The sequence below is a fragment of the Campylobacter sp. RM12647 genome, assembly GCF_020138135.1.
Taxonomy (GTDB): domain Bacteria; phylum Campylobacterota; class Campylobacteria; order Campylobacterales; family Campylobacteraceae; genus Campylobacter_E.
On the sequence record NZ_JACGAS010000034.1, the window covers coordinates 1 to 14,848 of the forward strand.

Annotated in this window: 11 protein-coding genes and 1 pseudogene; 6 read left to right on the forward strand and 6 right to left on the reverse strand. The window is 26.6% G+C overall.

Annotated features, from left to right (window positions below):
- From traT to groES, 3 genes are all read right to left on the reverse strand, one after another.
- A partial coding sequence (gene traT / locus AVBRAN12647_RS09110; protein WP_336615064.1) for a complement resistance protein TraT occupies positions 1-503 on the reverse strand: 503 nt, incomplete at its 3' end.
- 189 nt (positions 504-692) lie between these two features.
- Positions 693-2,333, reverse strand: coding sequence for a chaperonin GroEL (gene groL, locus AVBRAN12647_RS09115; protein WP_239803310.1), 1,641 nt, complete (start codon positions 2,331-2,333; stop codon positions 693-695).
- A 10-nt stretch (positions 2,334-2,343) separates the two neighbouring features.
- Entirely contained in the window at positions 2,344-2,601 is a 258-nt protein-coding gene (gene groES / locus AVBRAN12647_RS09120) for a co-chaperone GroES (protein WP_214117500.1), read from the reverse strand.
- A 156-nt stretch (positions 2,602-2,757) separates the two neighbouring features.
- On the opposite strand from groES, the gene AVBRAN12647_RS09125 reads away from it, so the two are divergent.
- The 3 genes from AVBRAN12647_RS09125 to AVBRAN12647_RS09135 all read left to right on the forward strand — a co-directional run bounded on the left by AVBRAN12647_RS09125 (position 2,758) and on the right by AVBRAN12647_RS09135 (position 6,739).
- Positions 2,758-4,938 carry a hypothetical protein gene (locus tag AVBRAN12647_RS09125; RefSeq protein WP_336615065.1) on the forward strand — a complete coding sequence of 727 codons (2,181 nt, stop codon included), beginning with the start codon at positions 2,758-2,760 and terminating at the stop codon, positions 4,936-4,938.
- Positions 4,935-6,227 carry an adenylosuccinate lyase gene (gene purB / locus AVBRAN12647_RS09130; RefSeq protein WP_336615066.1) on the forward strand — a complete coding sequence of 431 codons (1,293 nt, stop codon included), beginning with the start codon at positions 4,935-4,937 and terminating at the stop codon, positions 6,225-6,227. The genes AVBRAN12647_RS09125 and purB overlap by 4 nt, the downstream gene beginning before the upstream one ends.
- A 290-nt stretch (positions 6,228-6,517) precedes the next feature.
- Complete coding sequence (locus tag AVBRAN12647_RS09135) at positions 6,518-6,739, forward strand: helix-turn-helix domain-containing protein (protein ID WP_214117503.1); 222 nt, start codon at positions 6,518-6,520, stop codon at positions 6,737-6,739.
- A 78-nt stretch (positions 6,740-6,817) separates the two neighbouring features.
- Here the strand turns inward: AVBRAN12647_RS09135 and AVBRAN12647_RS09745 are convergent, their stop codons facing one another.
- Both AVBRAN12647_RS09745 and AVBRAN12647_RS09750 read right to left on the reverse strand, forming a co-directional pair.
- Positions 6,818-7,702, reverse strand: a complete 885-nt coding sequence (locus tag AVBRAN12647_RS09745) for a methyl-accepting chemotaxis protein (protein WP_442862249.1) — start codon at positions 7,700-7,702, stop codon at positions 6,818-6,820.
- Positions 7,676-8,722, reverse strand: a pseudogene (locus AVBRAN12647_RS09750) (cache domain-containing protein); the annotation flags it as partial. The pseudogene AVBRAN12647_RS09750 and the gene AVBRAN12647_RS09745, both read right to left, overlap by 27 nt.
- A gap of 194 nt (positions 8,723-8,916) precedes the next feature.
- Between AVBRAN12647_RS09750 and AVBRAN12647_RS09145 the strand changes: the two are divergent.
- The 3 genes from AVBRAN12647_RS09145 (at position 8,917) to AVBRAN12647_RS09155 (ending at position 13,319) form a co-directional block, all read left to right on the forward strand.
- The gene (locus AVBRAN12647_RS09145) at positions 8,917-10,893 is read left to right on the forward strand and encodes a dynamin family protein (protein WP_336615068.1); all 1,977 of its coding nucleotides are present in this window, start codon (positions 8,917-8,919) and stop codon (positions 10,891-10,893) included.
- Positions 10,890-12,665 carry a dynamin family protein gene (locus AVBRAN12647_RS09150; protein WP_336615069.1) on the forward strand — a complete coding sequence of 592 codons (1,776 nt, stop codon included), beginning with the start codon at positions 10,890-10,892 and terminating at the stop codon, positions 12,663-12,665. Before AVBRAN12647_RS09145 ends, AVBRAN12647_RS09150 begins: the two co-directional genes overlap by 4 nt.
- A 210-nt stretch (positions 12,666-12,875) precedes the next feature.
- Positions 12,876-13,319: a hypothetical protein gene (locus AVBRAN12647_RS09155; RefSeq protein WP_239803308.1), complete on the forward strand. Its 444-nt coding sequence runs from the start codon at positions 12,876-12,878 to the stop codon at positions 13,317-13,319.
- A gap of 15 nt (positions 13,320-13,334) precedes the next feature.
- Here AVBRAN12647_RS09155 and AVBRAN12647_RS09160 read toward each other — a convergent pair.
- Positions 13,335-14,848 (reverse strand): hypothetical protein (locus AVBRAN12647_RS09160; RefSeq protein ID WP_336615070.1); only part of this gene is annotated, 1,514 nt, incomplete at its 5' end.

The following is a 14,848-nucleotide window of genomic DNA, read 5'->3' on the forward strand; positions in this document are numbered from 1 at the left end:
AAAGATGAATTTGAATTTTTTATATCATAATTATTGTTTTGATTGATGACCTTATTTGCACTTCTTTGCTTAATATTAACATCAGCTTTTAATTCTATTGTATATTCTTCGCCAGTAATATTATTTATAATAGAACTTGCAAAACTTTTATTATTAGCAAAAGCAGCAAATGCTGGATTAATTGATTTTAAAGCATCTTGCTTTAATTCTTCTTCGCTTTTTTTAGAGCATTCAACAATATTAGTGCTTACAATAAAAGTAGCATTAGTAGGTTCATTTAGTATTGTATAACCTTTATTTTTTAATCCTTCAATTAGTTTTGATTCAATATTTACATTACAATCACTAGTATTTTTTGCAAATACAAATATACTTTTTTTGCTTTTAGCAACTGGTTCAATAAAAATACTATTATTTAATTTAGTATCAAGCTCTAAAGAATTACTAGCACAAGCACCAAACATAAAACCAATACCAACAATACTTAACATTGTCTTTTTCATAAAAGTTCTCCTAAAAATAAATTAAACTTTTATTATATGGGGGGGGGTTCTTAATATAAGCTTAAAATTTCTTTTAATAAATAGTTTTTTAAAGATATGATTAAATTAGATTTATAAAATGAAGTTAATAAAATAATTTAGGAATTTAAATAATAAAAAGCTCCAAAATTGGAGCTTTTAAAAGTGGTATTACATCATACCAGGCATTCCACCCATACCACCCATACCGCCACCCATTGGCATTTCAGGTTTATCTTCTTTAATATCGCTTATTGTAGCTTCTGTTGTAAGTAGCATTGAAGCAACGCTTACGGCATTTTGTAATGCTACACGCTCAACTTTAACAGGGTCAATTATTCCTGCTTCATACATATCTACATATTCGCCACTTGCAGCGTCAAATCCTTTGTTTTCATCTTTGCAAGTTTCAATTGTATTTACGATAACTCCTGCATCAAATCCTGCATTTTCTGCAATTTGGCGAATTGGAGCTTTGATTGCACGGCGAACGATATTTGCACCGATTAACTCATCGCCTTCAAGATTTAGATTAATTCTATTTGTAGCGTGAATTAGTGCAGCACCACCACCAATTACTATACCTTCTTCAACAGCAGCTTTAGTTGCACTTAGTGCGTCATCAACTCTGTCTTTTTTCTCTTTCATTTCAGTTTCAGTTGCAGCACCAACTTTAATAACAGCAACACCACCACTTAATTTTGCTAAACGCTCTTGTAATTTTTCTCTATCATAATCGCTTGTAGTTTCAGCAATTTGAGCTTTGATTTGATTAATTCTTGCATTAATTGCGTCTTTGCTACCTGCACCATTTACTATTGTAGTATTATCTTTATCAATTACGATTGAACTAGCACTTCCTAAATCAGCTGCGTTTGCACTTTCAAGTGTTCTTCCCATTTCTTCGCAAATTACCGTTCCACCTGTTAAGATTGCAATATCTTCAAGCATTGCTTTTCTTCTATCACCAAATCCAGGAGCTTTAACTGCAGCTATATTTAAAATTCCTCTTAATTTATTTACAACTAAAGTTGCTAATGCTTCGCCTTCAATATCTTCAGCAATGATTAAAAGTGGGCGACCATTTTTTTGTGCAGTTTCAAGCACAGGTAAAATATCTTTTAGATTTGTGATTTTTTTATCATAAAGTAAAATTAATGGATTGCTTAATTCACAATTCATTTTATCAGCATTTGTGATAAAATATGGGCTTAGATAGCCTCTATCAAATTGCATACCTTCAACAACGCTTAATTCATCATTGATTGATTTTGCTTCTTCAACTGTGATAACGCCATCTTTGCCTACTTTTTCCATTGCATCTGCGATTAATTGTCCGATTTTTTCATCACTATTTGCTGAAATTGTAGCAACTTGTGCGATTTGCTTTCTATTTCCTGCAACTGGTTTTGCTAAAGCTTTTAGTTCAGCTATAATTGCTTCGCAAGCTTTATCCATACCACGCTTAACTTCAATTGGATTTGCACCAGCTGTTATATTTCTTAAACCTTCTTTAAAAATTGCGTGAGCTAAAACGGTTGCAGTTGTAGTTCCATCTCCTGCTTGATCAGCAGTTTTACTTGCAACTTCTCTTACTAAACTAGCACCCATATTTTCTAAAGTATCTTTTAATTCAACTTCTTTTGCAACGCTAACACCATCTTTTGTAATAGTTGGAGCACCAAAACTTTTTTGAATTAATACGTTTCTGCCACGAGGCCCCATAGTAACTTTTACAGCGTCGCTTAATTTTTTAACGCCTTCATATAATTTATTTCTAGCTTCATCTGAATAAAAAATTTCTTTTGCCATTTAAATCTCCTTATAAAATTCCTAAAATATCTTCAAAACTTAAAATTAAATATGTTTCATTATCAATTTTTAATTCGCTACCTGCGTATTTACCAAATACTACTTTATCGCCGATTTTAATATCGCTAATTTCTTTAGCAACTGCTACAACTTCGCCTTGTTGTGGTTTTTCTTTAGCATTGTCAGGTATAATAATTCCTGAAGCTGTTGTTTTTGTTTCATTTGCGCATTTGATTAATACACGCTTATTTAGTGGAGTAAAATTCATTTTTTCTTCCTTTCTTGTGGTTTATCACTCTAATTCTTTGAGTGCTAAATTATAATTAAAATAAGTTAATCAAATCACTAAATGATAAAAAATAACTAAAGAAACTTTAGTGAAAATAGCTCAAGTTTATTTATGAAGAAAACGAAAGGTTGTATTATGAAAAAAGTTATTTATTCGCTCCTTGCTTTGATTTTAACAATTGTTATAGGGGCTTATTGTGTGTTATTTACAAGTTTTGGAAATAATTTCGTAAAAAATATAGCAGAGAAAAAAATCAATGAAAATTCAAACATAGCAATTAAAATTGAAGAATTTGAATTGAGATTTTCAACTATTAATTTAAAAGTTTTAGTTAATGGAATGCTTGAAGCAGCAGTTAATGGAGATTTTTCACTATTATCTCGCAATCTTAATATAAATTATGAATTAAATGGAAAAAACCTAGAAACCCTAAAAATCACCGACCCTTTAAACATTAAAGGTAATATAAATGGTAGTTTTAATAATTTTAACATAGATGGAAAAGGTGTTATTTTTACTAGCCCACTTACACTTGATGCAAATATAAAGGATTATTTTCCAACTAAACTAAATCTTAATGCTAATAATTTAGATGTAGAAAAATTAAGCAAAATCGCAAATGTTGATTATGCAAGTGGATTTATCAACCTAAATGCAAATGTTGATGAATTTGATAAAGACAAACTTGATGCAAAAGCTTTAATTAATATTTATTCAGAACTTAAGCTAAAACCAAGTATCACAAAAGAATTTGGAATTGACATTTCAAGATTTGGTAAGGTTATAATTGATTCTAAAAATACTTATAAAGCTAATGAAATTACTCCAAATATCAATGTAAAATCAAATATTTTAAATATTACAAGTGATTTTAAACCTATAAATCTTAATAAATTAGAAGTTCAAGGGCAATTAGTTACAAGCCTTACTGAATTAGCTTTCATAAATCCTAATTTAAATTCTGATTTGAAAATCACTTCGCAAATTGATTTTAAAAATAAACTAGCAAATATAAATTCTATAGTTAGTGGTAAAAATATAAATGCAAAAGATTTAAAAATCACTCACGATTTATCTAATAGCAAAACTGCAATTAATACTGATTTAAGAGCTAACGCAGGACTTTTAAAACTTAGTGGCGATGAAATAATAAATCTTAAAGCTAGTGCTAATTTAGATAAAAATGGTTTAGAAAATGCGAATGTAAATGGTTTATTATTAGGTGCAAAATCAGATATAAAAATGGGTAGAAATGATTTAGTAGCTAATATTGAAGGTCTAAAATCTCTAGCTTTATTGGGCTTGTTAAATCAAGATAAAATGTTAGATGCAAATATTAATATAAACGCAAAATTAAGCGATTTAAAAAACCTAATAGGCTCGGCAAATCTTAATATAAACGGAAAAACAATCCCAAGTTATTTCAAAAAAGAATATGATTTAGAGATTAATTCAAAAGTATTAGCAAACGCTGATGTTAAGCTAAATGGTGCTGATAATATCAGTTTTGATGCTAAATTAAATACTGATTTAGTAGATAGTTTTAACGCAAATGGTAATTACAAAAAAGGCGTAGCAAACGCAAATTATGATGCGAGTGCAAATCTAGCTAATTTTAATGCTTTACTTAATAAAAATATGAGCGGAAATGTAAAAGTTGATGGGAATTTAACTTTTGATAAGATATTAAATCTTACTTTAAACTCAAAAGAATTCTTTGGTGGTTCATTAGCTGCTAAGCTAAATGGGGATAAATTTAACGCTAATTTAACTAGCGTAGCTTTAGATAATCTTGCAAAATCTTTTGATTTAATTGATATTTATAAGGCAAATATCAATGGGAATTTAGATTATGATTTAAAAAATGCTAATGGAAAATTAGTTGCAAATCTTGGAAAAGGACATTTAAAATATCACAAAACTATAAAATTAATTAATACGATTTTAAATACTGATATTACCCAAGTTATTTTTGATAAAGGCGATGTATTAGTAAATATTAATAAAAATCTAATTGATTATAATGCAAAAATTAGTGCAACAAGTGCAAAAATTGAAGTAAATAATGGAACATATAATACTCTTACAAAAAGTATCAATGCACCTGCTCTTGTAGCATTTAATAATAATGAAATTAAAGGAACATTTTCAGGTGTAAATGATGATGTTAAATTCATTCCTGATGCAAAAAATACTATAGAAAATGCTGTAAAAGTATTAGATAAAATAACAGGCAAAAATAATGGTGAAAAAATAAATGAAACATTAAAACCTGCTGAAAATCTTATTAAAGGATTATTTGGAGGTAAAAAATGATTGCAAGATATTCAAACTCTGAAATGTCAAGTATTTGGAGTGAAGAAGCTAAATTTAATGCTTGGCTAGAAGTTGAACTTGCAACTTGCAAGGCGTTTAATAAAATAGGTGTAATTCCTAATGAAGATTTAGAAAAACTATATAAAAATGCTAAGTTTGATATAGCAAAAATAAAAGAAATAGAAGAGCAAACCAAACACGATGTAATAGCCTTTACAAGAGCATTATCACTTAATTTAGGCGATGAGAGAAAATGGGTTCATTATGGACTAACAAGCACTGATGTAGTAGATACTGCACAAGCAATTCAGCTAAAAAAAGCAAATGAAATAATAAAAGCTAATTTAGAAAATCTTTTAGATATTTTAAAAGAAAAAGCAAATCTTTATAAATATACTCCACAAATAGGAAGAACTCACGGAGTTCATGCAGAGCTTACTACCACTGGGCTAAAGTTTGCTTATTTTTACGAAGAAATCAAAAGAAATTATGAGCGTTTTATAAACGCTAGTGAAGAGATTAGAGTGGGTAAAATTAGTGGTGCGGTAGGCACTTATGCAAATGTTCCACTAGAAGTAGAACTTGATATTTGTAAAGAGCTTGGATTAAATGTAGCAAATATCAGCACTCAAGTTTTACCTAGAGATTTGCACGCAAATTATATAAGCGTGTGTGCGTTGATTGCAAGTGCACTTGAGCGATTTGCTACAGAGATAAGACACCTTGCAAAAACTGAATGCGTAGAAATGCTTGAATATTTTAGTGAAAATCAAAAAGGCAGCTCTGCAATGCCACATAAGAAAAATCCAATAGGAAGTGAGAATATTTGTGGTCTTAGCCGTGTGATTAGGGGGTATTTAATAACTGCTTACGAAAACATAAATCTATGGCACGAGCGTGATATTAGCCACTCAAGTGCAGAGCGAATTATGCTTCCTGATGTAACGATTTTGCTTGATTATATGCTAAAAAGATTTAGCTCTATTGTAAAAAATCTTATGATTTATCCTGAAAATATGAAAAGTAATTTAGATAAATCTTATGGATTAATCTTCTCTCAACAAGTGCTTTTAGCCCTTATTCAAAAGGGTTTAAGTCGTGAGATGGCATATGATTTAGTGCAAGGACTGACTAAAAAGGCTTGGAGCGAAAAGCTTCAGTTTAAAGAATTATTAAAAAATAGCAAAGAAATTTGCGAAATCTTAAGCAACGAAGAGATTGAAAATGCTTTTTTAGTTGATTATCATCTTAAAAATATTGATAAGATTTATGAGCGTTTGGGATTGTAAAAAATAATAGGAATTTCAAATTCCTATTATTTATCTCATTTTAAAACTAATTTTTAGCTTTATTTGTTTCTTTAATAGCTTTTGATAATTATTTATATCTATTCTTTTAAATATAATTTTCATTCCTATCTCTTACTTGCTTCATTTAATAAAAAGCTTAACTATGCTTACACTTAAAATATATTCATTACTTTTATCATCATAAAAATACAAAAATTTAAAAAATATATATTTTGCTTAATCATTTAAATGATATTATATAAAAAATATATTTGTATTAAGGATATGATATGAAAGTAGAAGAAATAAAAACATTTTGTAAAGAAAACAATCTAACCTACAAAGAATTAGCAGAAAAAATTGGAATGAGTGAAGGGAGTTTAAGAATTGCAATTGCTACAAATAGAATAAGCACAAGAACCATAGCTGCTATGAATTTGCTAAAAAAAGTTTATAAACTAGAAAATGAATTAAAAGATTTCAGAAAATTAAAAGAAATCCTATCAAACTAACAATATTAAAAAACTTTTACAAATAATCTTAGATTTAAATTCCACTAAAAGATTAAACCAGCATTTAGCTGGTTTAAATTAGATTTTAAATTTACCTAATTCTTCATCAAGTTTAATAGTCATCTTAGATAAATGCTCACTTGCTCCTGCTACTTCTTCTACGCTTCTAGCATTTGAATTAGCGATTTTGTTAATTTGCTCAATTTGAGTTATAACACTACGAATAGTCTTAGCTATATCTTTATATTCATTTACGCTATTTTTATTAGCACTAATGCTTGTTTGAACGATTAAAGAGTTTTCATTAACCACTTCTTCTAATTGAACGCTAGATTTTGAAATATTTGAAATATCTTGAGCGTTCTTTTCCATTTCTCCACACGCATCATTTACTGATTGAACTACCACACCTATTGTTGTATTTATTTCTGCAAGGCTTTTTTGCGTTCTTTCAGCTAATTTTCTAACCTCATCAGCAACCACAGCAAATCCACGACCATGCTCACCCGCACGAGCTGCTTCAATAGCTGCATTTAATGCTAATAAATTAGTTTGGTCTGCTATATCGTTTATAACATTTAAGATATTTTTAACTTCTTCTGTGTGTTGGCTAGTTTGATTTAATTTATTTGATAATTCAGTAGTTTGTAAAGATTGATTTTCTAATACTGAAACAAGTTTTAATATTTGATTTTTAATAATATCTAAATTATCACTAGCTGTTTCAAGTTGTTTTGAACTCTCTTCAGCGTGTTCAACGGTAACATCTATATCTTTTAATATAGCTTCTCCTGCTTTAGTAGCACAACCTATTATTGTAGTTTCTTCTTCTACTTGCTTACCTACTGCTAGTGAAGTTGAGCTTAATTCTTGAGCTACACTTGCATTTTCTGTTGAAGTTGATTTTGAATTAGCGATTAAAGTTTGGATTTTTTGTATAAAAGTATTTACATGCTTTCCTATTTGAGCTATTTCATCATTACCATTAATCGCAACTCTTTTTGTTAAATCACCTTCACCTACTGCTAAATCTTTCATCATTAAGCCTAGTCTATCAAATGGTCTAAACAAATAAACTAAAACCAATATAACAATACCAATAGTAACCACAATAGCTAAAACACTTGCAATTATTAGTGTTTTAAATTGATTGCTAACATCTTTAAATGCTATTTCTTTATTTATCGCAGCAGCAACTTTCCAGCCAGTTTCAGGAATAGTGCTAAAATCCATAATTTGCTTTACTCCATTTAATTCAAATTCTAATTTTCCACTATTTTTTGAATACATTTCATCAAGCATTGGTTTTAAATTAGGAAATACTTCTACTAATTTTTTACCTATTAATTGTTGGTCAGGATAACCAATAATCATTCCATAATTATCTAAAACATATAAAGCCCCACCTTCAATTCCAGCATTTTTAGAAAAATCAGAAACTTTATCTAAAGTAACATCAGCACCTAAAGCACCTTTAAAATTAGAGTTTTTATCGTATGTTGGAGAAACTACTGACATAACTAATTTTTTAGTTTGAGCGTCTTCATAAACATCAGTTACAAAAGTTTTATTTAATTGTTTTGCTTGTTTATACCAACCTCTTTGGGTTGCATCAAAAGGTGCTTTCCAACCTGTGCCATCATACATAGAGCCATCTTCAAATGCTAAAAATACCATAGGAGAATTTAAAACTCTAGTTTCATTTTCTAAGTAAGGCACAAAAGCTTCTTTAGAATTTGAATCAAACTTAGATAAAGTTTTAGCAGTCTCTTTAATGCTTTGTTCTGTTATGCTAATGAAATTTTGAATGTAATTTAAATTTTTATCTACAATATCATCTAAATAGCGTTCAATATTAGAAGATATGGTTTTACTACTAGTGCTATAACTAATGTAAGTTAAAACTGAATATCCAATAGCCAATAGCACAACTAAAGTTAAATAAATTTTATTTTTAAAACTCATTTGTTTTCCTTTTTTCATTAAAAATTCGGCGAGATACTAACATAAAAAATATAATAAAAAAATAATTATTTAATTAATATAATTAAAATATTTATAGGTATTTGAGTAGTTTTTACACAAAAACTAGATAATTTTTCTCCTAATTACTATTTGTAACATTTTTTTAAGTCTTAATAGCTAAGATTTTTAAATCTTTTCAAAAAGGAATTAAATTGCAAGAATTATTAAAAAATTTATGGAATGATGAATTAGGAAATCTTGATTTTAACTATGAAGAAAATATTTTTAATCCCGAACTTGCCGCATTAATTTTATGTGCTAATGAATTAAATTATAAAGAATTATTAAATCTAAAAACATACAAACAATACTTAAATACTGATAGTTTTTTTGAGCTTAAGATGAAGCAAATTGCTGTTTTAAATTCTATTCATAATAATCTTTTAAATCCACTTGAAATAATCTTTTATCTTGAAAAATTAAAATTATTAAAAATAAAAGAAAATATCTTCACTTATCTTCAAAATACAAAAATAAATTCATCAAAAGAATTTAATAATAATTTTAAAAAAAGCCAAGATAAACTTGAAAATATTTATAAAAATTTACAACAAATTCTAAGCAACGAGCTTAAAGATAGGCTTGATGAGTTTTATACTCAATTAATTAGCAAAGATTATAAAATAGCTTTTAGTGGGATATTTAACGCAGGAAAAAGTAGCCTAATAAATGCTTTATTAAATCAAGATTTTTTAGGCGTATCAAACGCACCTGAAACAGCAAATCTTAGTGTAATTAGTTATGATGAAAATGAAAAAATAAAAGTAAATTTTTATAATGAAGCAGAATTTAATGCCTTAAAAACTCAAGCTAGTTTGAATGAAGAATTAAATAAAATCTTTAATATTGATTTTGTTGAGCACAAAAGCGTTGAAGTTAAAATCAACGAATTATACGATTATACAAGTGCAAATTCTAGCATAAGTATTTTTGTAAAAGATATTGAAATCCATCTAAACAACGAGTATTTAAAAAATAAAATAAATATAATAGATACTCCTGGTCTTGATGATGTAGTAATTAGTAGAGAACAAAGAAGCTTAGAGTTTTTAAAAACTGCTAATTGTGTTTTATATCTTATGACTTGCACTCAAGCACTTAGCATTAAAGATTTAGAATTTTTAACAAGTTTTGCTAAAAATAATCCTAATTCAAAGCTAGTTTTAGTGCTTACAAAAAGTGATTTAATAAGTATTGATGAGCAAATTAAATTAAAAGAATATGTCAAAAATCGCTTTAACAATGAGCTTAAAAACCTAGATATTACACCTAATTATGAGCTATTTTGCGTAAGTGCTAGTGAATTTAAAAAAGACAATTCAAAAGGTGAAATAAATGCTTTAAAAGCCTATTTAAATGATGTTTGCTTTAATTCTACTAACTCACAAGAATTTATAAATAGCATTAGCGAAAAATTTAAAAATCTAATTGATTTAGAAATTACGCTTTTAACTAATATAAACAATTCTTTAAAGCTAGATAAAAACGAATATATGAAAAATATAGAAAATCTACAAAACGAAAATGCCAAAAAGCTAGCCTTAAAACAAGAACTTGAAATATCGCTAAATGAATACTTAAATAAAGACTACAAAATCCAAGCACACGAATTAAGCTTTTTAGCAAAAAATCAAGCTGCTAGGATTTTTGATGAATTAAATTATGACAAAAATTACTCAAACGAAAAGGTAAGAAATGTAATTTTTCAAGGTTTTAAAGATTTATTAAATGGGCTTAACTCAAGTATGAGTAATAAATTCTTAAACGATTTTAATGAAATTAAAGCAAAGCTAAATATTACTAAAGATTATGAAATCATTTTTGATAAAAATAAATTACAAGAAATATTTGAAGAATTTGAAAAAATCATAAATAAACTTGATTTGCTAAGTGATAAAAGTGAAAATGCAATCAATAATAAATTAAATGCGATTTATTTAAATATCAATCTTAATTTTTTTAATTTTAGCGAACAAAAAAAAATAGCTAATGAGTTTTTGAAAAATGAATTTTTTAGTATTTATCATATTGAAAAAATCAATATAAATGAATTTAACGATGAAAATCTATTGAGCTTAAATACACAAAAAATAGAAAAATTATTAGAAATAAAAGAGAATTTAAAATGATAAAAAGTGTCTTAAAAGAATATAATGAAAAATATAATATAAGTTATGAAAAAGGCTTTTTAGGAGATTTAAAAACCTTAAAAAACACTCTAAAAAATCCTAATTTAATGCTTAGCAATAAACTAATTAATAATATTGATAATTTATGTAAGCATTATAATCTACCATTACAAGTTGGTGTGATAGGACAATTTAGTTCAGGTAAAAGCTCACTTTTAAATCTGCTTTTTAAAAAAGATATTTTAGCTACAGGGGCAAGACCTGTTAGCGTTGTTGCTACTTATATTAATTATGGTTTAAATGATTTAGTTTTAGCAGAATTTGAAAACGGCTTAAGCGAACTTACAAACAATATTGTAAATGACCAAAACGAAGAACTAAATGGGCTTAAAAGTATTAATATTTTTACAAATAACGAACTTTTAAAAGATATTACACTAATTGATACTCCAGGACTAAATGCAAATACTACTGATGAAGAATTTTCTAAAAATTTATTTAATTCTTTTGATGCTTTAATTTGGCTAAGTTTAGCTGAAAGTGCTGGTAAGGCTAGTGAAGAAAAGGCTATTAAAGAATTAAAACCAAATATAAAAAAGATTTGTCTAATTAATCAAAAAGATAAATTAAACGAAGCCGAGCAATTAAGATTAAAGAATTATTTAAATGAAGTTTTTGCTAAGTATTTTGAAAAAATTGAGCTAATTTCTTGCAAACAAGCAAGTGAAAATAATCCTGATTCAAATATTTTGGCCTTTTATGATTTTTTAAAAAATCTAAATAAAACAAGCATTAAAGAAGATAATATAAAAGCTTCTTTAAAAACATTAAATAATGAGCTTTTAGGAATTATTAGCGAGATTAAACTAAGCCTTGAAGAATTAGAGTGTAAAATTAAAAATTATTTAGAAATACTTGCAAAAAATGAATTTGATTATAGTGGCTTTAATGATGAGATTTTAAATGCTTTAAAGAGTATAGCAAGGACGATTGCTAATGAATTTATGACTAATTTTAAGGTAAAAAATGCTTATTTTTATACACAAAATGATGGGGTGTTTCATAAAAATTGCTTTAATAAAAACGAATATTCATATAAAACTTTAAATCCTGATGATACATTTTTAAGTATTTTTTATAATAAAGATACGATTAACAAGCAATTTTTAAAAATTAGAAAAGAAATAAACGAGCAATTTTTAAACCTTTTAGATAATTTTCACAAGCCTTTAAAAGAATTTAAAAATGCTTTAAATATTGCTAAAACAAAAGAATTAGATAAAAACTACAATGACCTTGTAAATGCTGATTTTTACGCAATAGCAGATGATTTTTATAAAGCATTAGATGAGCTTATTATAAATGATTATGAAAAGGCTTTAAATAATTATGAGCTTAAATTAAATAAGCTTTTTGAAAAAATAAATATAAAAGCATTAAATAATTACGAAAACGCAGCTAAATTAAGCCTATCATTTTTTTATGAAAAAATTAATGCAAGTCGTGAATTTTATGAGCTAGATAGCAAACAATTTAAGCTTTATTTGCCTAGTGAAAATGAAATTTATCAAAGATTGCTTACTGATTGTAGTTTTTTTGAATTTGAAGAACTATTGATAAATAAAAAAGAAATCATAAAATTAAAAAATGAATATCTAAACGAGTTAAATACAATACTGCTAAAACATACAAAAAGCCTAAATAATAGACAAATTAAGCTAGATAATATTAAAGATATTATTTCAAATTCTTTTTTAACTTTTGGCATATAAATCATATTTTAAGTATAAATTCCAATATTTATACTTAAATTTTTAATGTAGTATTTTGTAGATTTGCAAGGAAAAAATCTAAAAAATAAGCAAAATTTCTTAATTATTAAATTTATTTTAATTAAAAAAACTAATTAGATAATCTAAAAAATTTACCTTTATTTTTCTTTTTAATGTAATATAAATGTAATAAATAAAGTAGGTGGTAAAATGAAAAATTACATTAGAGCTATTGAAATATTAAAAGAACTTGAAACATTACTTGATAATGATAGTGTGTTTTTGCAGAGTGAAGAAGATAGAATTAATGATGAAAAATTTATCAAAAAGGTAGCCAAAGATTTCCCAAATACTCCTTACGAGCAAATAAAACAAGAAATAATCACGCTATTAACAACACAATGTAACGAACAATATATTATATATCACAATAAAAGATATTTGCTATTAACACCTAGTCTAAAAGTGATTACATATATTTTTAGTTGTATTAATCAAGACAAACTAACTAATGTCAAAAAAATAGATTTTGAAAATGATGAAACTACTAATTTTTTAAATATCTGCATAGATATTGCTAGAAAATGTAGTGAAGAAATAAAATATAGAAATGATAAATTAAGAAGTTTATTAGGAGAATTAGGTCAAATCTAACTCCCCTAAAAATTATTATTTTCCTTGAACTGCTTTATCGTAAGTATCTTTAACTAATTTATGTGCTGCAGAAGTATTTACATATTGTAAAATACCAGAATCTACGTTATGATTAGCTCCATTTATCTTAAAATTGCCTTTTAAACTAGCTCCAACTTTATCAGCCTTCACTTCAAAATTATAATCATTATTGCTATCGCCTACTGTTAGTGCATAACCTGAATTTACATCTCTAATACTATTTATATTAAATTTTTGAGAATGTTTAACATCTTGAACCCTACCATCAACTCTTTTAACATAGGTAGCATCTCCGATATTTTTATCAAAAGTTACTCTAAAAATATTTCCATACCCACCATCATATACTACATAACTATCTACTTCTTGCTTAGCGGGATTTAATTTAATTGAGCTTCCACTACCTGCATAAAAATATTCCTTATCTTCATCAGCACCTAAATATTTACTTTTATAAGTATCTTTATATTTATCAAATTCATTAGAAAAGTATTGAAATCTATTTTGCGGGTCTAATTGAGTATCCATCAAACTAGAAATTACACTTCCAAAATTAATTTCTGCTTTATTTTTATCTGCTTTTAAAGCAAAATCTTGATTTTTAATGCCATTAGAAGCATTTGCTTGTATATTATAAGTAGATGAGCCGTTAATAGGTGATATGATTTTGTTATATACATCATAAGTTTGCTTATCATAAGAACTTCCTGAACTCTTTGCGTTTTCGTAATATATTTGATTTGCATATTTAAAATCAGCATAAAGTTTTTTAGCTTCATATGCATCTGCATAATAATAAGCAATAGATGAATTTTTAAGATTTAACTGCATTGCAGCTTTATTTGAACCATAATAAAATACCTTATTTAAATCTGATACATTGAAATAATCCTTATTTTTTTCAAATAATGTATTTGTAAAATTACCCCACTCTTTATCTATAGCATTATAATTGGAATTTGTGCTTGTGTCTTTTAACATAGAAAAACTATCATCTAAAATATTTGCTTCTAATTTTTCTTTATTAGCAGTATAACTTACTTTTCCATCATTAGCACTAAATTTTAAATCGCTATATCCATCTAAACCACTAATTGTAGTATCTGTTAAACTATATGAAAAATCTTCAACACTATTAGCATCATTTGTAGTTTTTAATATGTTTAGCTGATTATTTGTAACGCTAATTTTTTTAAAATCTGTAATATTATTACCGCTTTTAGTATTACTAAGGATATTTAAACTACCTTTTTTCACATTAAGCTCTGCAGCGTCTTGTCTAACATCGCCACTTCTTAGGCTAGTATTTGATGAATAATAATAGTTTTTATTGTCTGCATTTGAAAAATATTTATTATAAACAGGCTCACTAGGAACTATTGGCATATCTGGTTTATTTGTGTCATTATCATTATTTTCTTCATCTTCTTTATTATTATCAGAATTTTCATCATCTTCTTTTTCTAATAAAGCCACTACTTTATTATTAATTTCTTCTTTAATTTCAA